The sequence below is a fragment of the Thermodesulfovibrio sp. Kuro-1 genome (genome assembly GCF_006538445.1).
Taxonomy (GTDB): Bacteria; Nitrospirota; Thermodesulfovibrionia; order Thermodesulfovibrionales; family Thermodesulfovibrionaceae; genus Thermodesulfovibrio; species Thermodesulfovibrio yellowstonii.
On the sequence record NZ_BJKS01000003.1, the window covers coordinates 334241 to 355397 of the forward strand.

Sequence of the window (21157 nt, forward strand, 5' to 3'; positions counted from 1 at the left end):
TTTAATTCTTTTTATTGAAACTTACTGCTTTTACTAAATTCTCAGGGTTTCCAGATATATAAACAATTTTTCTTCTATCAGGAAATACGAGAAAATGTCCATCAGCATTATTAATTCTTACGAATGAAGTTAAAGATGCCTTTTCAGCAAGTAAAAGCCTTCTTTCATTAAGCATCTCCTTTTTTTTCTCTTCAAGACTACTTAATCTGTACTCTACAGAAATTACATTTGACCTGACCCATAAAATTGCAAAAATTGCAAATAAACTGAAAACTATTAAAATAATCTGCTTCATATTTTTTCACCCCCTCTTAACCTTGCGCTTCTTGCTGATGGATTTTTGGCAACTTCTTCAAGAGATGGTAAAAGAGGTTTTTTAGTAAGAATACGCAGATTTCCTTTTTGTTCTTCCTCTCTGAAAAAATTTTTTACAACTCTATCTTCACCTGAATGATAAGAGATTACACAAATTCTTCCACCAGAGTTTAATAATTCAACTGCCTGCAACAATCCTTGTCTAAGTTCTTCAAATTCCCTGTTTACTTCAATTCTTATTGCTTGAAAAATCTGAGTGGCTGGATGAAGTCTTCCATGTCTTGGAACAGTTTTTTTTACTAAATCTGCAAGCTCTTTACATGTATCAATAGTTTTTTTGCCTCTCTGTCTTATAATTTCTCTTGATATTCTCCTTGCAAAAGGCTCATCACCATAATCTCTAAAAATTTGAGTTAACTTTTGCTCAGGATATTTGTTTACAACATCCCATGCTGTCAATGGTTCTGTCTGATCCATTCTCATATCAAGTCTTTCCTCAGAATGAAAACTAAATCCTCTTTCAAAATCCTTAAGTTGAAGCATTGAAACACCAAGATCGAAAATTACTCCGTCAATTTTTTCAATATTTAACTCTGACAAAACTTCTTTAAGATGAGAAAAACTTGCTTTTCTTAAAATCACCCTTGAATCATCCAGAATTCTATTAGCATAAAAAATAGCAGACTCATCCCTGTCAATGCCGATTAATCTGCCATCTGGGCTAAGCCTTTTAAGTATCGCTAAAGAATGCCCACCACAGCCTAAGGTGGCATCAACATATATACCTCCGTAAGGATTCAGAAGTTGAATAACTTCCTTAACCATTACAGGAATGTGTATTTTTTTATAATCCATACTTAGCAAGAGCATCTTGTATCCTCTTTATATCTACTTTTGTGGGATCAGTAATGCTATCCCAAGTAGCCTTATCCCATATTTCAATTCTTTCAATCTGACCAACAATAACAACTGCAGAGTTAATACCAGCATCTTGTCTATGTTCATAAGGAATCAATATCCTTCCTTGTTTATCAAGTTCACATGGTATTGCAGAAGCAATAACTCTCCTTAAAAAATACATTACAGATTCATCAGATTTAGGTAGTTGTCTTATTTTTTCTTCAAGTTTCAACCATTCCTCAAGAGGATAAAGATGCAATGCCTTATCAAAGGGAGCATTGGTAAGATAGAGTTTGCCCGAAGAATATTTATTTGTCAGAACCTCCCTCAGGGAGGCTGGCATTATAACTCTTCCCTTTTGATCAAGATTATGGTAATATTTTCCTATGAAAGATATCATATTCCACTTTCTACCACTATTTACCACCAATATTATACGAATACGAAAATTTTGTCAAGGGGTATTTTGAATGTCTGAAAAATTTTTTGAAATTTTTGAAAAAAAGCTTGAAAAACTTAAAGAACAAAATCTTTACCGTTCAGTAAAAGATATGGAATCAAGGCACGGAATGGAAATTACAATTCAAGGTAAAAAATACATAAATTTTGCATCAAATGACTATCTGGGGCTAAGTCAACATCCACTGGTCAAAGAAGCTGGTATAGATGCAATCAAAATATTTGGTGCTGGGGGAGGAGCTTCAAGACTTTTAAGTGGAGGCACTATTTTACATAGAAAACTTGAAGAACTTTTATCCGAATTTAAAAACACAGAAAGCTGCCTTGTTCTTAATTCTGGCTATACAGCTAATACTTCTTTAATTCCTGTATTAGCAGGAGATAATGATATTATTTTCAGCGATGAACTTAATCATGCAAGCATAATAGACGGTTGCCGACTAAGCAGAGCAGAAAAAATTATCTACAAACATGCCGATATTGAGGATTTAAAAAAATTAATTAGAAATATATCTTGCAAAGGCAAAAAAGTAATCATAACAGACACAGTTTTCAGTATGGATGGAGACATAGCGCCAATCAGAGAACTTTATGAATTATGCAAAGCTGAAGGGGCTTTACTTTATATTGATGATGCTCATGGAACTGGAGTATTGGGTAATGGTTACGGCATATTGAAACATCTGGGGCTACAGACAGAGGCTTTTGTAATTCAGATGGGAACACTTTCTAAAGCAATCGGAGTTTTTGGAGCATTTGTCTGCGGCGATTCATCCATTATTGACTGGTTTATAAACTCTGCAAGAGGTTTTATTTTTTCAACCTCTTTACCTCCAAGCACTGTTGCTTCTGCTTATGCTTCTTTAAAAATTATTATGGAAGACAAAGAATTGATTAAAAGGCTCTGGGAGAATATTGAAAAAGTTATGGAGATAATAAAAAATCTTGAACTTAAAACAACAAAAACACAAACTCCGATTATTCCCATTCTTTTTGAAAACATTGAACAAGCAATAAAGGCTTCAAGGATTCTATATGATTCAGGTATTTATGCACCTGTTATCAGACCTCCTACTGTAAAAACTCCAAGAATCAGAATAACAATAACTGCAGGGCATTCTGATAATGATATTGAAAAACTATCTGTAGCATTAACCTTATTGAATTCAATTTTTTGAACTATAAGGGAATTTCTTTAAGACTTTGTCTCTCAAAATGCTCCTACAAAGTCAGACCCATCATTAGGCATTCTTTGAACAATCTCATAAAAGTTGAATCTTTGAATCTCTTTAATTCATAATATGCAGTTGTATGGAAAATTTAATGAATTTAATCATAGCAAGGCTTGATGGTGAAAAAATTCATGATTCCCTATACAGACACTATATTGAAAAACTTGTCAGAGAAGGAATTGCAGGTTTCATAGTTTTTGGTGGAGACTATGATGAAATAAAGAATTTCATTGACTATCTTCAAAGCATAGCATCAGAACCATTAATAATTGCTTCAGACATTGAAAGAGGTGTTGGACAGCAGATAAAAGGCGGAAGTTTAATCCCCTCACAGATGGGAATTGCCGCAGGATTTGATTTGAAGAAAAACAGACAAGAACTTGAATCTCTGTATTCAATTGTAATAAAAGAAGCATTGGATGTGGGAATAAATCTTGCACTTATTCCTGTTCTTGATGTCAATACAGAACCCCGAAATCCGATAATATGCACAAGAGCTTTTTCAGATAATCCTGAAATTGTTTCAGAATATGGCAAATTTGTTATAAAACTCTTTGAATCTTACGGATTATCAACATGCGGGAAACATTTTCCAGGTCATGGTGGAACACAAATAGACTCTCATCTGGAACTTCCTTATCTTATATATGAAATTGAAATACATCTAAAACCATTTAAGGAAGCAATTAAAGCTAAGGTTTCTTCAATTATGGTCGGTCATATAGTTTCTAATGATATGGAACCTGCGTCTCTTTCGGAAAACGTAATCAATAAATTACTAAAACAGGACATGTGTTTTAATGGAGCAGTTCTTACAGATGCGATGAATATGAGAGCTTTAATAGATTATGAAAATTCTCATGCTTTAGCTCTTATAGCAGGAGCAGATATAATTCTACATCCAGAACAACCTTATACTGCTTTAGAAGAGATAAAAAAAGCTTATATGCAGGGGTTAATTAGTGACAGAAGAATAAAAGAAGCCTACAGAAGAATTAAGAGGTTAAAGAAGTTCAAAAGAAAAAAAACAATTATTAATAATGAAGATATTTCCTTAATCCATAAAGCATTTAAAAAAACAGTTACTGTTATAAAAAATGAAATAAATGATTTGAATTCCAAGAAAATCGTCCCTTATCTTACAGGAGTCTATACTGAGGAAATAAAAAAAGTATTTCAGAACTATTTTGGTTCTGCCTATGATTTACAGGATTATAGAAAATCAAATGCAATACCTTTAATTGCAGCATTCACAAATATTAAGGCTGCTGGAAAGGAATATGTATTAAAATCGCAACAAAACATGATAATGAAAGAAATCATATCAAATACAGATGCAATTGTTGTATCTTTCGGTAATCCCTATGTTTTAAAACCTTTTAAGAAAGCAAAGGCTATAATTTCACTTTATGATTCCCATGAACAGGCTGTGCTTGCTTTTCTGGATGCATTCAATGAAGGGTTCAAAAATACGGGCAGACTCCCTATCAAAATAGAATGGTTTGATGACTAAAAGAACAAAGGATATAGCAGTTGTAACAGTTCTTGGTTTTGCTTCTGGATTGCCTTTTCCACTTATAGGTGGGACACTACAGGCATGGCTTACAACTGAAGGAATTGATATAAAAACAATAGGCATTTTCACAGTTCTTACCTTTCCATACAGTTTTAAATTTCTCTGGTCTGCTATATTTGACAGATTCAATATTGTAGGACTTGGAAGAAGACGTGGTTGGATTATCATTTGTCAAATTTTAATTCTATTTGGCACCTTTTTAATGATAACATTTACTCCTGAGCATCTTTTAATTTTCAGTATATTAGCAGCAATGATTGCTTTTTTTTCAGCATCTCAGGACATCTCAATTGATGCTTATAGAACAGAAATACTCAGACCAGAAGACAGAGGAATCGGAGCAGCATTTTCAGTAACTGCATACAGAATTGCATTGATTGTTGCAGGCGGTCTTTGTCTTTTGCTTGCAGACTATCTTGGATGGCAAATTGCTTTAACAATAATAACTTCACTTTTAGTTTTAGGAATAATTACCACTTTCTGGGCAGATGAACCAAAGGGAATAAAAAAACCGACTACATTTAAAGAGTCATTTATTGAACCCTTTAGAGATTTACTTAAAAGAGAAAAAAGCATTATTCTGCTATTATTTATTGTTTTATATAAAATTGGCGACGCCTATGCAAGCTCTCTCAGTACAGCCTTTTTTATTAGAGGCATAGGATTTTCCCTTACTGAGGTGGGTACAGTTAATAAAATTGGCGGGCTTATTTCAGCAATTGCGGGTTCAATATTAGGAGGATTTTTACTCAGAAAAATAAGCCTTTATAAAGCATTAATTTCATTTGGCATACTTCAGGCAGTATCAAATATTATGTTTATGGTTTTAGCAATAGAAGGAAAAAACTTTTCATTGTTTGTATCCACCGTAGTCATTGAAAATCTAACAGGTGGAATGGGAACCACAGCATTTTTAGCTCTTTTAATGGGATTATGCAACCGTAGTTTTGCTGCAACTCAGTATGCGCTGCTTTCATCATTAGCATCTCTTGGAAGAGTAATTATAAGTCCAACAGCAGGTTTTATTGTTGAAAGCATTGGCTGGGCAGCTTTTTATTTTCTCACTTTCCTTGTAGCAATTCCAGGGCTTTTTTTAATCATTAGTTTAAAGAAAATCATATTTGATGTTTCTGAAAAGTAACATCTGAAGCTATTCAAGTAAGTGTGTTGCTTAAATTTTTAAAAATTCAAAGTTTTTGAAAAATCTGAGAATAAAAGAGGGGGAATAGTCCCCCTCTGAATTAAAATGGTGGATGTTTTGTAGTTTTATTAATTTTCCCATCAAAATGACAAGTTCCACATTCCATATTCCCTTTGGTATTATTGAGAGCATCCTTTTTATCATGACAGTCCATACATGTTTTAGTTTTTGCCTTAATAGGATAAGCTCCTTTAAAACTTCCCTTATATTCAGCTTCTAATAACTTAAGAGCATAAAGAACACAATCAGCGGTAATTCTTGCACATCTCTCATCTCGTTCCTTTGAAGCAGCTTTAAATTTAGTTACTGCACACCATTTTGAAACAGAGATATGACAAATTGGTGAATTGGCAACAGTAGCTTTCATCTGCATGTTTAATTTTGGTTTTTCAGGAATATACTTAGGGAGTGCTTCTTGTTCATAGAAACGAAACACATCCTGTATAATTTTATAGGCTCTATCCTGCTTTTCTTTGTCTATCCCACCTGTAAGAAGAAAAATAGCACCAGCAACTCCTATTAGAGTTCCACAAGTAGAACCAGTTTCAGCGATTCCGCTTCTACCAAAAACAAAAAGTTCTGTTGGAATTCCAGTAAAAGGAAATCCAACTTCATCTTGAAGAGTTCCTATAATGGCATCAAATGCTCCGTAACAGCACCTACCTTTGTAAAAACCAAAGTAAGCTCTTTCAGCAGCTTTTTTAGGATCAATAGATTTGTAAGTCCATGGAAGTTGAGGAAGCTTATTGGGCTGAGAAGCATTTAAGTTATCAGCTATCCAGCTACTACTCGTCAAAAGTAAACCTCCACCTAAGATTCCTCCAAAAATTTTTAATGCATCTCTTCTTTTCATAAATCTCTTCCTCCTTTAAAAAATTTTTTTAAACCTTGTCTTATTAAGAATTAAAATCAATAAAAAGCAAAGTTTATGCCAGAGAAATTGAGTATTTATAAAAAGAGGAGATCACTCAACTGTTTATGCAGCCAAGGAATGGCAGGAAGTTTTTAAAGAGGCTCAAAAAATACATCGGAGACGAAAAACAACTTAATTTTATATCAGGAATTTTAAAATGTTACTTGGCATTCACATTTTTGAAAAATATGTTACCCAATCGTAACAACTAAAAATTCATATGAAAAATCTGATTATTTGTCTTATTTTATCTTCCTTTCACAGGAATTCTTATTATAAATGTGCTACCTTTTCCGGGTTCACTTTCAACTGAAATAAAACCTTTATAATACTGAACAATTGTAAGAGCTACAGATAACCCAAGCCCTGGTCCGTATACCTTTGAGGTAAAAAATGGATCAAATATTTTCTTAATCAGTTCTTTTGGAATTCCTTTACCTGTATCAGAAATTCTTATCTCTATCTCATTTTTCACTTGTTCAAGAGAAATTTTTAACAGACGTTTTTCGGATTTTTCCATTGCTTCTATTGCATTCTTAATAATATTGCGAAGAACAATTTTAAAATGTTCCTTATCTATATAAAAAGATGGCACATCTTTAAAGTCTGTTTCCACCTCTATTGCTTTTTCTTCTATCTCCTTTTCAAGTTCTTCTAAAATCTCTTCTATGGCAATTTTAGGATTAACATTTTCCAAAAAACCTATGGCAATCATTTTAAGATTTAAAATTTCTTTTAAAAGTCTCTCAAGTCTTTCTGCCTCCTGAAGTATGGTCATTAGATATGGTTTATTTGGATCACCAGGTGGTAAATTGTCATATACTTTTTTTGTAAATCCTGCGATACTCACAATGGGATTTCTTATTTCATGAGAAAGACTGTCAATAAGTTTTCTTACTGACTCAGTTTTCTCTTCTTCTATTACTTTCTCTGCTGTTTCTTTTCTTGTAATCAGAGAACGAACTCTTGCTGAAAGTTCTCTATAATCAAAAGGTTTCGGGACATAATCATCAGCGCCAATGTCAAGTCCTTTAACTTTACTTTCCACATCAGATTTAGCTGTAAGCATAATTATAGGAATAAATTTTGTTCTATCATCTGTTTTGAGTCTTTGACAAACTTCATAGCCGTCCATTTTAGGCATCATTACATCAAGAATTATTAGGTCTGGGTAAAGTTCATATACTTTCTTTAAAGCTTCTTCACCATCATAGGCTTCTTCTGTATTGTAGCCTTCAGCTTTCAGTCTTTTTCTCAAAAGTTCCACTGTATCTATGTTATCATCAACAATTAAAATTGTCTGATTTGAGTTATTCATTTTTCCTTTAAATAAATCTTTATCTGTTCTGGGAACTCTCTGACATTAATTGGTTTTGATATATAACCATTGCATCCAGCCTGAAGAGCTTTTTCCTGATCTCCTCTCATAGCATGGGCAGTAAAAGCTATTATAGGAGTATCTTTGAAATCAGGTCTCTCTTTTAATCTTCGTGTAGCTTCATAGCCATCAATCTTTGGGATTGAAATGTCCATAAGAATTAAGTCTGGTCTATATGCTAAAGCCTTTGCTATAGCATCTTCTCCATCAACTGCTTCTATTACTTCATATCCGTGTTTTTTTAATATCTTTTTCACAAGCTCTCTTGAATCTTCATTATCATCAACAACAAGGATTGTTTTCACACTTAACCTCCTATTTTCTTCAAACTATTTTTAAGTTCTGTTATAAGTTCTTCTTCTGAAAAGAGAGCCTTGTTTATTATATCTTTTATTCTACCATTTAATGCTTCCTTTTCTTGCTCACTCAATTCTTTATTTGTAAGAGCAATAATTGGAATATCCCTTAATTCAGCAGATGTTTTAATAAAATCTATAAAATCAAAAGCGCTGCTGTCTGGGTCTGTAATATTAACAATTAGCAAATCTGGTTTTTCACTCTTGACCAATTCCATTGCCTGTTTACTACTATTAGTTGCATAAACTTCGTAACCGCTTTCTTTAAGTATTTTTGAAATATCATAATTAGTTCTTTCATCTCTTTCAAGCAAAAACACTTTTTTTATTGGACGATGAATGCCTATATTTTTAATTCTTCTTAATAAAGAAGATCCATCAAGCGGCTTTACAAAATAGTCAGCTGCACCAAGACTAAAAGCTAAAGTCTTATTTTCAATAATAGAAACAATAATAACAGGAATATTCTTGGTTTCTTCATCTTCTTTAAGCTCTTTTAATACCTGCCAACCATCTTTCTTAGGCATCATTATATCAAGTGTTATTGCAACCGGTTTTATTTCCTTAGCTTTTTTAACAGCCTCCTCACTGCTAAGTATTCCTATAACCTTGTAATCTTTTTCAAGATATTTTTTTATTAAATCAATAGCATCAGGATTATCATCAATTGCTAAAACAACTTTCTCCTTTTCAGAAATCTTTGATATATCTGGAGATAAAGGTTCTTTATGTAAAACAAGGTCTCTTACAACTTCGCATAGTTTACATGCATCTGCTTTTTCTGGATAAGACCCTATTTTCATGCCTTTACAATGTGTTCCTACAACAAGCCAGCATCTTTTCTCTGGAGAACCATACTCAGGGCAGTTTACATGACCACACTGAGTATAATCCCAGCATCTTACCAATTTACCTTCATAAGATGGGTCTTGTAAAAAAACTTCCTTCGGTACTTCAAAATATTCTCCAAGTGCTTCAGCCATCTCTTCTTCTATAACAGGACCTGTCTGCTCAAAAACTTCCTTTTTAAAAGGTAACAAAACATAGAAAGTGCTTCCTTTTCCTACCTCACTTTCAGCCCATACCATGCCTTTGTGTAAAGCTACAAGCCCTCTTACAATGCTTAAACCAAGACCTGTTCCTTCATACTGTCTTGTGGTAGATACATCAGCTTGGGCAAATTTATCAAAAATCTTATCAAGGTCTTCCCTCTTTATTCCTATTCCAGTATCACTTACTGAAATTTCTATAAATTGAGGACTTCCGTCTTTGGCTTTACCTCTTTCTGAAACTTTTGCCTTTATTGTTATTCCACCCTGATGTGTAAATTTTACAGCATTGGATATTAAATTTATTAAAATCTGTTTTGTTTTATCCTCATCAACATAAAGTTTTTCAGCGCCTGCTGCAATATTTAGAGTAAAACTTAAACCCTTTTTAGCAATTAATGGCTCAAATGTAACCATTATTCCGTCTATTAGTTCTTTTAAATCTATTTCTCTTGGATGAAGTTCAATCTTTCCTGATTCAATCTTAGATATATCAAGAACATCATTTATTAATTGCAATAGATGTCTTGCATTTGCAGCCACTTTTTTTAATGAAGTCTTCTGATCATCATTTAAAGGACCATCAACTTCATCAAGTAATAAATCAGTATAACCAATTATTGCATTCATTGGTGTTCTTAATTCGTGAGACATATTTGCTATAAATGCAGATTTAAGAGTATCAAGTTCCTTTAACTGTTTATTTGCCTTCTGAAGCAATGCCACAAGCTCGTCTCTTTCTTCAAGAAGTTTTGCTCTACGGGTAAGTTCTTTTTCAAGTTCCATTTTTGACTTAGCAACTTCATTAACCATATAGTTAAATGTTTCTGTAAGAGTACCTATCTCATCAGAAGGATATTTTATTATTGTACTCATCTCGCCTTTTGCAAATCTATGTGTAGCATCAACAAGATTACTTAAAGGTTTTCTTATAAATCTGCTTACAACAAGATTTGTTATAAAAATTGCGAGTAATGAAGCAAAAGCTGTCAAAGCAAGGGACCTATTTCTTTGAGCAATCACTGTTTTATAAACGTCCTCAACATCTGTTTTCATAATCAAAGCACCAAGAATTTTTCTTGATGAACCATGACAATGAAAACACTCAGGTGCATTTTTTATAGGAAGAACTGAGATAAGATTTCGCCTTTCTTTAATATTAAAAACTAATGATTTATACTCATCTCCATTCCCCTTAAAGCTTTCATTAAGATTATCAATAAAATCTTTATTATTTATTATCTGGTCTATCTTTGTATTTATCACTTTTTTATCTGTAGAAAAAGAGATATCTCTATTGAAATCGCAGAGATAAACACTTATATTTTTATATTTCTGCCCAATTTCGTCTAAATCTCTATGAATTGTATCACTATCTCCAACTGTCAAAGGATGTTTCATTGTTGCATAGATAGTATCCATTACCTCTTTGTTGCCCATTTCTGCAATTCTAAGTCTGTCCTGCACTCCAAAATAAATTCTAAATGTCATTTCAATAATCATCACAACCAAAATAATTCCAATAAATGTAAGCATCAACTTGTTTCCAATTTTATTGGTTATGAATTTAAACATTAATGAGCACCTCCGTAAAGCAGAGGTTTAAATCTGAATGCTTTTATTCTTTCTTCTGTATGACATGGTTCACACACTTGAAGTGTGAATTTTCTTTTGATATATTTTTTGTCTATGGTTTCTACATGTTTTTTCCCGGGACCATGGCAAACTTCGCATCCTGTATTTTTCAAATATGGTGTTTTTTCTATAGAAACAAAACCACCTGCTTTACCATACCCTGTTGTATGGCAGTAGTAACAGCTTTTTAATTCCTCGGGAGTTATTTTATTTTTCATCTTTTCCACTGCCTCAAAAGAGCGAGACATTCTTGAATATTTAATAAAATTCTCATATTGTTTAGGATGGCATTTTTTACAGGTTTCTGTTCCGACATATTCAGAAAAAACTACGAAAGGATAAAATAATATCAGGAGAATTATAAAAAAAGATTTCATATTAAAAGATTATCAGAAAAAAGAATATTTGTAAACTGATACAAGAATAAAAAATTTTTTGGAAACTATAAAAAATTCTAAATCTAACTTTGGCTAAGCATTAATCTTTCTATTTTTTTTGCCAGTCCTGTGGAAGACTCCACTTCAATATAAACTGCTGATAGGATAGAAGGTCTTGCAGGAACATCAAATTTCTTGGGCAATTGATAAAGAAATTTTTCTATAACTTCATCTTCTCTAAATCCAATAATAGAATGTTCAGGACCAGTCATCCCTACATCAGTTATATAGGCAGTGCCTTTTGGTAAAATTTTTTCATCTGCTGTCTGAACATGGGTATGAGTTCCTATTATTGCACTTACCTGACCATCTAAATAAATGGCAAATGCTATTTTTTCTGATGTAGCCTCTGCGTGAAAATCTATTAAAATTACATTAGTCTCCTTTTTGATTCTTTCAACCTCTTTTTTTGTGATTCTAAAGGGACAATCAAGAATATTCATAAAAATTCTACCAGAAACATTGATTATACCAACAAGATTATTTTTTCTTGTTTTCATTAAAAGACTTCCTGTTCCAGGAACACCCTCAGGATAATTTACAGGTCTCAGTATTCTTGATTCTTTTGCAATATAAGGAATGGCTTCCTTTTTATCCCATACATGATTACCTGTTGTAATTATATCTATACCATAAGAAAAAAGTTCCTCTGCAACTCTTTCTGTTATTCCAAATCCTCCTGCTGCGTTTTCTCCATTTGCTATGACTAACTCAACTTTATATTGATCAATTAATTTTGGAAGAAGTGATTTGACAATCTGTCTTCCTGCTTTACCAACAATATCTCCTATAAAGAGAAAATTAACTGTATCATTACTTTGCATATTCTATGAATCTTGACTCTCTTATTACAGTTACTTTAATCTGTCCAGGATAACTTAACTCCTTTTCTATCCTTCTACTTAATTCTCTTGCAATAAAAGCACATTCTTCATCAGTTACAATATCAGGTCTTACAATAAGTCTAACTTCTCTTCCTGCCTGAATTGCATAACAGTTTTGAACTCCCTGAAAAGACATGGCAAGTTCTTCAAGTTTTGTAAGTCTCTTAATATAACTTTCTATGGTTTCTCTTCTTACCCCAGGACGAGCTGCAGAAAGAGCATCTGCTGCCGCAACCAATGCGGACTCAACACAACTAAACTCCACATCTTCATGATGACTGAGAATTGCATTTATAACTTCTTCGCCTTCACCATATTTTTTTGCAAGCATAGCACCTATTTCCTGATGAGAGCCTTCCATTTCATGGTCAACTGCTTTTCCTATATCATGCAGAAGTCCTGCTCTCTTGGCAAGCTTTACATTAACTCTGAGTTCACCTGCCATAATTCCACTAAGCCATGCTACTTCTTTTGAGTGTTGTAAAACATTCTGTCCGTAAGAGGTTCTATATTTTAACCTGCCTATAAGTTTTATAATCTCTGGGTGAATTCCACTCAGTCCAAGTTCAAATACTGCTTTTTCTCCTTCATCCCTTATGGCAATATCTACATCTCTACGAGCCTTTTCCACAACTTCTTCTATTCTTGCTGGATGAATTCTTCCATCAACAATTAATCTTTCCAGTGCCATTCTTGCAATCTCTCTCTTTATTGGATCAAAAGAGGAAAGAATAACAAGTTCTGGTGTATCATCAACAACAAGGTCAACACCTGTTAGTGATTCAAAAGCTCTTATGTTTCTGCCCTCTCTGCCTATTATTCTTCCTTTCATTTCATCATTTGGAAGACTTACCGCTGTAACAGTAGCATCAACAACATAATCACTTGCATATCTCTGTACTGCCAAACTTAGTATTTCTTTCGCTTTTTTGTCTGCTTCCTGTTTAACCTCATCTTCTATCCTTTTAATAAGTCTGGCCGCCTCAAAACGAGTTTCCTGCTCTACTTTTTTGAAAAGTTCCTGTTTTGCTTCTTCTTCTTTCATTCCTGCTATTTTTTCAAGAAGCTGTTGTTGTTCCGAAATAAGCTTATTATAATGATTTTCTTTTTCCTGTAAAATTCTTTCTTTTGAAACTATCTCTTTTTCTCTTTTATTTAGTTCAATCTCCCTTTTTTCTACCTGCTCAATTTTACGGTCTAAAAGCTCTTCTTTCTGTCTTAGCCTTTTTTCCTGATAATTAATCTCCTTTGTTTTTTCCTTTATTTCTTTTTCTGCTTCAAATTTTAATTGGTATATGACTTCTTTTGCTGAAAGATGTGCTTCTTTTTTTACTGTCTCTGCTTCCTTTTTTGCATCTTCAAGAATTTTTTGAGCTTCTTCATGAATTTTTATCTTTTCCTCTTTAAGCCTGCTCCTATGGAAAAGATAAACTCCATATCCAGCAACAGCACCGAAGATAATTGCAATAAAAATATATAAAAACTCCATTAAGATACCTCCAAGAAATTTATTTAAAAGGCTTGCTGGGGTTATGATGATGTGGATAGAGACAGTTTTTTATAAAAAAGTTTATGAAAGTGCTATTTTAAAAATTAAACTATTTTTACATCTATCTCAAAAATCTACAACATCATCATAACCCCGCCCTGCCGTGTGATAAGGAAAGTTAGATCCCCCTCGGACAGGTGGGTGCCTTGTAGGCAGGTTAGGCTTCCTCCGAAGAGGCATGCACACCGCTACCTACGCTGGCTCCCTAACGGACCTAACTGCCGGATCCCCTTTCCCTTCCATCACGGACAGGGCAGGAAGCCTGTCTAATTATTTTATAACAAAAATAGGAATGGATATGCAATCTTTATTTTTATGTATAATTATATAAAGATGTTATTTTATCTATTGGACATAGATGATTCTCAAGAAGGCATTCTTCTTTTCGGAATATTAGAAAATGGAAAATGTGAAAAATTTATAGATTCTTCATATAGACCTTATTTTTTGGTGCTTCCCATAGATAAAAAAAAGGCTATCAAAGAAATTGAGGAAATTGTAAAGAAAAATTCCCTTCCAGTTACTGAAATAACAGAAGACAGGCGCATACTTCATGGCGAAGAGAAAGAGTTTATAAAAATTTATGCAAAAAGACATCAGGATATGCAGAAAATAAGAGATGCAATAAAAGTTCTTGAAGAAAAAAGAGGAGGCTCTGGTTCTATAATTGATGAGTTTGAGTATCAAATTTCTGCATATAGAACCTATCTTGCAGAAAAGGGACTGTCCTGTCTTAATTGGTTTGAAATAGAAACCAAAGGGAATCAAATTAAATCAATTAAAAAAGTTGAAATACCTCCACCAAAACTTAAAATTCTCGCCTTTGATATGGAAGTTCTTGAGGTTCAGAGAGGAACTCCTTCAATTGTCATGATTTCAGTGTTTGGAGAAGGATTATCAAAAGTAATCACTTATCAGGAAGCAAAATATACTGTTGACTCTAATGTTGTCAATGACGAAAAAGAACTTATAAAAAGCTTTCTTGAGATTGTTCAAGACTATGACCCTGATATAATTGCTGGTTATAACACAGATCTCTATGATATGCCTATTTTGAGAGAAAGAGCAAAACAACTTAAAGTTGACATCAGTATTCTTTCAAGGGATAACTCTGGAATAACTCTCTCAAAAAGAGCAAGATTTACAACTGCAAGACTCATTGGTAGAGTTCATATTGATATATTTAACTTTGTCTTCAATATTCTTTCACCTATGCTTCAGAGTGAACAACTGACATTGAAAAATGTATCACATGAACTTCTTGGAGATACAAAACTTGACATGGAATATGAAGACATACTTCAAGCATGGGATAAAGGTCATGAACTTGACAAACTTGCAAGATACTGTCTAAAAGACAGTGAACTTGTCTATGAACTTACGAAGATGCTTTTGCCAGATATTGAAGAACTGACAAAAATTACAGGACAATCACTTTTTGATACATCAAGGATGCCTTACAGTCAGCTTGTTGAATGGTATTACATTAAAAAGTCCAAACAGCAAAACAGGGTGATTCCAAATCAACCAAAGTTTGATGAGATAAAAGAACGGCAAAAAGCTACATATGAAGGAGGATTTGTAAAAGAACCAGAGGTAGGACTTCATAAAGGAATTGTTGTTGTTGACTTCGCATCTCTTTATCCATCAATAATTGCAACATACAACATCTCAATTGAGACTCTCAACTGTAGTTGCTGTAAAGATAATGGATATAAAATTCCAGAATTTCCTTACTGGTTTTGTAAAAATAAAAAAGGTTTTGAATCTCAAGCAATTGAAGAACTTTTAATTGAAAGACTTAAACTTAAAAAGGAGTTAAAAAAACTTGATCCACTATCTCATGAATATATCCTTCTTGATACAAAACAAAGAGCTCTGAAAACAATTATAAATGCTTCCTATGGTTATTATGCATATCCTGCAAGCAGATGGTATTCAAAGGAATGTGCTGAGTCAATTACAGCACTCGGAAGATACTGGATTAAAGAAGTCTTAAAAAAAGCTGAACAAAAAGGATTTCATGCAATATATGGAGATACAGATTCAGCCTTTTTGAAAATTGGAGACAAGAAAGAAGAAATTAAACAGTTTATTAAAGAAATAAATCAGAGTTTACCAGGTCTTATGAGGCTTGACCTTGAAGATTTTTATGTTAAAGGACTTTTTGTTCCAAGAGAAGCAGGTGGAGTTGCCAAAAAAAGATATGCTCTACTTGATGAAAATGGAAGGCTTAAAATAAGAGGGCTTGAAATTGTAAGAAGAGATTTATGCAGATATGCAAGACAGACACAACAAGAAATACTGAAGTTCTGTCTAATTGATGAAAACATTGAAGGAGCTTTTAAACATCTTAATGAAAGAATTAAAGCTTTACAGGAAAACAACTACGACTTTAAAGACCTTGTTGTGTATGAACAGCTTTCAAAGCCTATTTCAGAGTATAAATTAATCTCACCCCATGTGATAGCTGCTAAAAAACTTATTGAAAAAGGAATTCCTGTAGGTGAAGGAAGTGTTATAGGTTATATAATTCAAAAAGGTTCTGGCTCTATAAGTGAAAGAGCATATCCTGTAGAACTTGCTGATGCATCAAAAATTGATATTAATTATTATATTGAAAATCAGGTAATTCCAACTGCAATGAGAATTTTAAGAATTTTCAAAAAGGAACATACGTTATTTTAGCTTTTTTAAAATTTCCTTTTTTATTTTGTCTATTCTGTCCTTATGAGTTCCGTGCCAGTAAATTTTGCCACAGGCTTTACAAATCATAAACTCCTGATTGGAAAACGCAACATAATCAGGTATTTCTCCTTTAAGTTTTTCTTTCATAATACTTTCTGTTTCTCCATTACAAACAGGACATCTTGGTCTAAGACTCAATAAATCAAATGAAATCGGAATTGTAGATAGCACTTCTTTAATCTGTTCCTTAATAGTTTCGGATTGAATTAGTAAAACTTTTTTTAATAATCTTGACATAGCAAGAGCATTATCTCTGGTCAATACTATTCTATCTTCCTGTAGAGAGATTTTTATCAATTCCCTGTCTGTAAAATCATTCCTGTAGAGGGTATCAAAACCAAAAAGCCTGAGCCATCGGCTCAGGCTTCCAAGCATTACATCTGCTACAAAACGTGGAAAACTCTCAATTTTCTTCAATACTCTCTTCACTACTATGTTCTATCTGCATGTTGTAGAATTCACCCTTTATCAATGTATCTTTATATACTGGAGAACCTGTTCCAGCAGGAATAATTCTTCCCATTATCACATTTTCTTTTAATCCTCTCAATTCATCAATCCTTGCCTCAATTGCTGCATCAGTAAGAACCCTTGTAGTTTCCTGGAATGAAGCTGCCGATACCCAAGATTCAGTTGAAAGAGCTGCCTTAGTAATTCCAAGTAAAAGAGGTCTTGCCTGAGCAGGTCTACCTCCACGAGCTATAACTTTCTCATTTTCCTCAATAAATATAAATCTATCAACCTCATCACCTATCAGAAAAGATGTATCACCAGGGTCTTCTATTCTTACTTTTTTCATCATTTGTCTGACAATAACCTCAATATGTTTATCATGTATTGAAACTCCCTGAAGTCTGTAAACTTTCTGAATTTCATCCACAAGATATCTTTGTAGTTCTGTCGGACCTAATATCTCAAGTATACTGTGCGGATTAATAGAACCATCTATCAAAGGTTCGCCTGCTTTCACCCAATCTCCATCATGAACTATGACATGTTTACCTTTTGGAATAAGATACTCTCTTGTTTCATCAGCTCCTCTAACAACTATAACTCTTGAGCCCTTCTGGCTTCCTTTAAACTCAACTATTCCATCTATTTCACTGACAATAGCTGCTTCTCTGGGTCTTCTTGCTTCAAAAAGTTCTGCTACTCTTGGAAGTCCACCTGTTATATCCTTTGTTTTAATTGTTTCTCTTGGGATTTTTGCTAAAATATCTCCTGGTTCTACAATATCTCCTTTATCAATTACCAAAATTGCACCTGCTGGCAGAAGATATCTTGCAGCTGTTCCTGAAGGAAGTTTTGCTGTTTTACCATCCTTATCTTTTATCGTAACACGGGGTCTATAAGTTGCTGGATAATCAATTATTATTTTGTGTGAAAGACCCGTTGTTGGATCAGTTTCTTCCTTAAATGTTACTCCTTCTACCATATCACCAAGAGCTATTTTACCACCTATTTCAGTAATAATCGGTGTTGTATAAGCATCCCACTCAGCCAGTCTCTGACCTGATTCAACAATCTGTCCTTCTTTAACAATAATTTTAGCTCCGTATACGAGATTATATTTTTCCCTCTCCCTTCCAGAAGAATCTGTGATAACAATCATAGCATTTCTATTAAGAACAACAAGAGAACCATCTTTTCTTTCTACATAATGGATATTTTTAAATCTTACTGTTCCTGAACCCTTAGCCTCAAGCACAGCCTGTTCAACTATCTTTGTAGCTGCTCCTCCGATATGAAATGTTCTCATTGTGAGCTGTGTACCTGGTTCTCCAATAGACTGCGCAGCAATAACTCCAATTGCTTCTCCTATTTCAACAGGTTCACTTCTGGCAAGATCCATTCCATAACATTTTGAGCAAACACCAAATTTTGTTCTACATGTAAGCACTGAACGAATTTTTAATCTATCAATTCCTGAATCTACAATCTTCTTAGCAAGTGCCTGGTCTATTACAGTATCCCTTTTTGCGATTATTTCGCCTGTAAGTGGATCTTTTATGTCTTCTGCCAGTGTTCTTCCATATATCCTTTCTTCAAGAGGCATTACTATTTCTCCACCTTCTATAAGGGCTGTAATATATATCCCGTCTTTTGTTCCACAATCATGTTCTATAAGAAATATGTCCTGTGCAACATCAACAAGTCTTCTTGTTAGATATCCAGCATTTGCTGTTTTTAAAGCTGTATCTGCCAGACCTTTTCGGGCACCATGTGTGGATATAAAGTATTGCAGTGGAGTAAGTCCTTCTCTAAAATTAGCTGTAATTGGGGTTTCTATAATTTCGCCAGATGGCTTTGCCATAAGTCCTCTCATACCAGCAAGCTGTCTAATCTGTGCAATACTACCACGAGCACCAGAGTCAGCCATCATAAATATGCTATTAAAAGACCTTCTCTCTGCAAGTTCTTCTGGAGTAAACTCTTTACCTCTTTCTGCTCCAAGTTCTTTCATCATCTCATCAGCAACTCTTTCTGTCACATTTGCCCAGATATCTATGACTTTATTGTATCTTTCACCCTGTGTAATCAATCCTTCAGCATACTGTCTCTGGACTTCCATTACTTGAGCTTCTGCTTCTTTAATCAATTCAGTCTTCTTTGAAGGTATATGCATATCATCAATACATATGGAAATACCTGACTGGGTAGCAACTTCAAAACCTAACTTTTCAAGTTTATTCAAAAATAAAACTGTATCTCTTTTTCCAAAATTATAATGAATATATTCAATCAGTTTGCCAAGTTCTTTTTTTGTCAGTTCTTTATTAATCATCTGAAATGGAACACCTTCTGGAACAATTTCTCTGAATAAAATTCTTCCTACTGTAGTATTTACAAACTCTCCGTTCAGCTTGACCTTTATAGGAGCATGTTTTTCTACAGCTTTGCACTGATAGGCAAGAATAACTTCTTCAGGGTCTGAAAAAACTTTGCCCGCTCCCTTTGCATCTTGCTTTTCTTTTGTAAGATAGTAAATTCCAAGAACCATATCCTGTGTTGGAACAACTATCGGTTTTCCATTAGCAGGAGAGAGAAGATTTCCAACAGACATCATCAATACTCTTGCTTCAACTTGAGCTTCATATGAAAGAGGAACATGAACCGCCATCTGATCACCATCAAAATCTGCATTAAAGGCTGTGCATACAAGAGGATGAAGTTTTATTGCTTTTCCTTCTACAAGAACAGGGTCAAAAGCTTGAATTCCAAGCCTATGAAGAGTTGGTGCACGGTTAAGCAAAACAGGATGTTCCTGAATTACTTCTTCAAGGGCATCCCAGACTTCTGAACGTTCTTGTTCAACAAGTCTTTTTGCCTGTTTTATTGTTGTTGCATATCCTTTTTCTTCAAGCTTATTAAAAACAAATGGTTTAAATAGTTCCAGTGCCATAGACTTAGGCAATCCACATTGATGCATATCAAGTTCAGGACCAACTACAATAACTGACCTACCAGAATAATCAACCCTTTTACCAAGAAGATTCTGTCTGAACCTTCCCTGCTTACCCTTTATCATGTCGCTTAAAGATTTAAGGGGTCTGCGAGTTCCTGCTTTTAAAGCTTTGGAACGTTTTGTATTATCAAAAAGCGTGTCAACTGATTCCTGAAGCATTCTTTTTTCATTTCTGATAATTACACTTGGAGCTTTAAGTTCCATGAGTCTTTTAAGTCTGTTATTTCTGTTTATAACTCTTCTGTAAAGGTCATTTAAATCCGAAGAAGCAAATCTTCCGCCATCAAGGGGAACAAGAGGTCTTAGTTCTGGTGGAAGAACTGGAACAATATCAAGAATCATCCATTCAGGACGATTTCCTGAATTTTTAAATGCTTCAATAACTTTAAGTCTTTTTGTAAGCTTTCTTTTAATACCTGTGGAAGTTGCAGCTTCTATTTTTTCTTTAAGTTCTTGTGCAACTATATCAAGATCAATTTTTTTAAGAAGTTCTCTTACAGCTTCTGCTCCCATGCCTGCTTTGAATTTGTTTCCGTACTGAGAAATACATTTCTTGTATTCATCTTCTGTGAGAATATCTTTTTCCTTTAAAGGTGTATCTCCTGGGTCTATAACAATATAGTCTTCATAGTAAATAACTCTCTCAAGCTGTCTAACAGAAAGGTCAAGCAGTAATCCCATTTTACTTGGGACTCCTCTGACAAACCATATATGTGCTACCGGTGCAGCAAGTTCAATATGCCCCATTCTTTCTCTTCTTACTTTACTCTGAATTACCTCAACTCCGCATTTGTCACATATAACACCTTTATGCTTCATTCGTTTATATTTACCACACAAACATTCCCAATCTTTTATAGGACCAAAAATTTTAGCACAAAAAAGCCCTTCTGGTTCTGGCTTAAATGTTCTATAATTGATTGTTTCAGGCTTCTTTACTTCTCCATATGACCATTCCCTTATCTTTTCAGGCGAAGCAAGCTTTATTCTTATAGCATCAAAATCTCTCGGATTTTTAGGTTTTTGAAAAAGTGAATAAATATCTTCTGTCAAGGCTTA

At 33.8% G+C, this 21157-nt stretch carries 16 protein-coding genes and 1 other RNA gene; 4 read left to right on the plus strand and 13 right to left on the minus strand.

Annotated features, from left to right (window positions below; genetic code table 11):
- Position 1 precedes the first annotated feature (1 nt).
- Genes FLY87_RS05745 through mraZ form a run of 3 tightly spaced genes read right to left on the minus strand, consistent with a single transcriptional unit; the run spans position 2 to position 1615 of the window.
- Positions 2-295, minus strand: coding sequence for a hypothetical protein (locus FLY87_RS05745; RefSeq protein WP_141266539.1), 294 nt, complete (start codon positions 293-295; stop codon positions 2-4).
- Positions 292-1170: a 16S rRNA (cytosine(1402)-N(4))-methyltransferase RsmH gene (rsmH, locus tag FLY87_RS05750; RefSeq protein ID WP_141266541.1), complete on the minus strand. Its 879-nt coding sequence runs from the start codon at positions 1168-1170 to the stop codon at positions 292-294. The genes FLY87_RS05745 and rsmH overlap by 4 nt, the downstream gene beginning before the upstream one ends.
- Entirely contained in the window at positions 1160-1615 is a 456-nt protein-coding gene (gene mraZ, locus FLY87_RS05755) for a division/cell wall cluster transcriptional repressor MraZ (protein WP_141266543.1), read from the minus strand. The genes rsmH and mraZ overlap by 11 nt, the downstream gene beginning before the upstream one ends.
- A gap of 70 nt (positions 1616-1685) precedes the next feature.
- Between mraZ and bioF the strand changes: the two genes are divergently transcribed.
- The 3 genes from bioF to FLY87_RS05770 all read left to right on the plus strand — a co-directional run bounded on the left by bioF (position 1686) and on the right by FLY87_RS05770 (position 5623).
- Complete coding sequence (gene bioF / locus FLY87_RS05760; protein ID WP_141266545.1) at positions 1686-2852, plus strand: 8-amino-7-oxononanoate synthase; 1167 nt, start codon at positions 1686-1688, stop codon at positions 2850-2852.
- Between the two features lie 145 nt (positions 2853-2997).
- Entirely contained in the window at positions 2998-4419 is a 1422-nt protein-coding gene (locus FLY87_RS05765; protein ID WP_181405995.1) for a glycoside hydrolase family 3 protein, read from the plus strand.
- Positions 4412-5623: an MFS transporter gene (locus tag FLY87_RS05770; protein WP_141266549.1), complete on the plus strand. Its 1212-nt coding sequence runs from the start codon at positions 4412-4414 to the stop codon at positions 5621-5623. The genes FLY87_RS05765 and FLY87_RS05770 overlap by 8 nt, the downstream gene beginning before the upstream one ends.
- 100 nt (positions 5624-5723) lie before the next feature.
- Here FLY87_RS05770 and FLY87_RS05775 read toward each other — a convergent pair whose 3' ends face one another.
- The 8 genes from FLY87_RS05775 to ssrS all read right to left on the minus strand — a co-directional run bounded on the left by FLY87_RS05775 (position 5724) and on the right by ssrS (position 14147).
- Positions 5724-6536: a C-GCAxxG-C-C family (seleno)protein gene (locus FLY87_RS05775; RefSeq protein WP_141266551.1), complete on the minus strand. Its 813-nt coding sequence runs from the start codon at positions 6534-6536 to the stop codon at positions 5724-5726.
- 307 nt (positions 6537-6843) lie between these two features.
- On the minus strand, positions 6844-7914 hold the full coding sequence (locus tag FLY87_RS05780) for a response regulator (protein ID WP_141266553.1): 1071 nt from the start codon (positions 7912-7914) through the stop codon (positions 6844-6846).
- A complete protein-coding gene (locus FLY87_RS05785) occupies positions 7911-8279 on the minus strand; it encodes a response regulator (RefSeq protein ID WP_012544974.1) in 369 nt (122 codons plus the stop codon). Before FLY87_RS05785 ends, FLY87_RS05780 begins: the two co-directional genes overlap by 4 nt.
- A 2-nt stretch (positions 8280-8281) precedes the next feature.
- Positions 8282-10954: a response regulator gene (locus tag FLY87_RS05790; protein ID WP_141266555.1), complete on the minus strand. Its 2673-nt coding sequence runs from the start codon at positions 10952-10954 to the stop codon at positions 8282-8284.
- A complete protein-coding gene (locus FLY87_RS05795; RefSeq protein WP_012545087.1) occupies positions 10954-11391 on the minus strand; it encodes a cytochrome c family protein in 438 nt (145 codons plus the stop codon). Before FLY87_RS05795 ends, FLY87_RS05790 begins: the two co-directional genes overlap by 1 nt.
- A gap of 83 nt (positions 11392-11474) precedes the next feature.
- Positions 11475-12275, minus strand: a complete 801-nt coding sequence (locus FLY87_RS05800; RefSeq protein ID WP_141266557.1) for a TIGR00282 family metallophosphoesterase — start codon at positions 12273-12275, stop codon at positions 11475-11477.
- Positions 12265-13824 (minus strand): ribonuclease Y, encoded by a 1560-nt coding sequence (gene rny / locus FLY87_RS05805; protein ID WP_012546866.1) that lies wholly within the window; start codon positions 13822-13824, stop codon positions 12265-12267. Before rny ends, FLY87_RS05800 begins: the two co-directional genes overlap by 11 nt.
- 146 nt (positions 13825-13970) lie before the next feature.
- Positions 13971-14147: non-coding RNA, 6S RNA (gene ssrS / locus FLY87_RS05810), on the minus strand.
- Positions 14148-14232: 85 nt separating this feature from the next.
- Between ssrS and FLY87_RS05815 the strand changes: the two genes are divergently transcribed.
- Positions 14233-16572 (plus strand): DNA-directed DNA polymerase, encoded by a 2340-nt coding sequence (locus tag FLY87_RS05815; RefSeq protein ID WP_028842407.1) that lies wholly within the window; start codon positions 14233-14235, stop codon positions 16570-16572.
- Here the strand turns inward: FLY87_RS05815 and FLY87_RS05820 are convergent.
- Positions 16564-17049, minus strand: coding sequence for a Mut7-C RNAse domain-containing protein (locus tag FLY87_RS05820; RefSeq protein ID WP_181405996.1), 486 nt, complete (start codon positions 17047-17049; stop codon positions 16564-16566). The genes FLY87_RS05815 and FLY87_RS05820 overlap by 9 nt on opposite strands.
- The gene (rpoC, locus tag FLY87_RS05825) at positions 17036-21151 is read right to left on the minus strand and encodes a DNA-directed RNA polymerase subunit beta' (RefSeq protein WP_141266559.1); all 4116 of its coding nucleotides are present in this window, start codon (positions 21149-21151) and stop codon (positions 17036-17038) included. The genes FLY87_RS05820 and rpoC overlap by 14 nt, the downstream gene beginning before the upstream one ends.
- Positions 21152-21157 lie beyond the last annotated feature (6 nt).

Bases quoted from the DNA above. Each gene is read 5' to 3' on its own strand.
- bioF (WP_141266545.1), top strand. From the start codon at position 1,686: ATGTCTGAAAAATTTTTTGAAATTTTTGAAAAAAAGCTTGAAAAACTT.
- FLY87_RS05800 (WP_141266557.1), bottom strand. From the start codon at position 12,275: ATGCAAAGTAATGATACAGTTAATTTTCTCTTTATAGGAGATATTGTT.
- FLY87_RS05790 (WP_141266555.1), bottom strand. From the start codon at position 10,954: ATGTTTAAATTCATAACCAATAAAATTGGAAACAAGTTGATGCTTACA.
- FLY87_RS05795 (WP_012545087.1), bottom strand. From the start codon at position 11,391: ATGAAATCTTTTTTTATAATTCTCCTGATATTATTTTATCCTTTCGTA.
- rny (WP_012546866.1), bottom strand. From the start codon at position 13,824: ATGGAGTTTTTATATATTTTTATTGCAATTATCTTCGGTGCTGTTGCT.
- FLY87_RS05770 (WP_141266549.1), top strand. From the start codon at position 4,412: ATGACTAAAAGAACAAAGGATATAGCAGTTGTAACAGTTCTTGGTTTT.
- FLY87_RS05775 (WP_141266551.1), bottom strand. From the start codon at position 6,536: ATGAAAAGAAGAGATGCATTAAAAATTTTTGGAGGAATCTTAGGTGGA.
- FLY87_RS05780 (WP_141266553.1), bottom strand. From the start codon at position 7,914: ATGAATAACTCAAATCAGACAATTTTAATTGTTGATGATAACATAGAT.
- rsmH (WP_141266541.1), bottom strand. From the start codon at position 1,170: ATGGATTATAAAAAAATACACATTCCTGTAATGGTTAAGGAAGTTATT.
- FLY87_RS05745 (WP_141266539.1), bottom strand. From the start codon at position 295: ATGAAGCAGATTATTTTAATAGTTTTCAGTTTATTTGCAATTTTTGCA.
- mraZ (WP_141266543.1), bottom strand. From the start codon at position 1,615: ATGATATCTTTCATAGGAAAATATTACCATAATCTTGATCAAAAGGGA.
- FLY87_RS05765 (WP_181405995.1), top strand. From the start codon at position 2,998: ATGAATTTAATCATAGCAAGGCTTGATGGTGAAAAAATTCATGATTCC.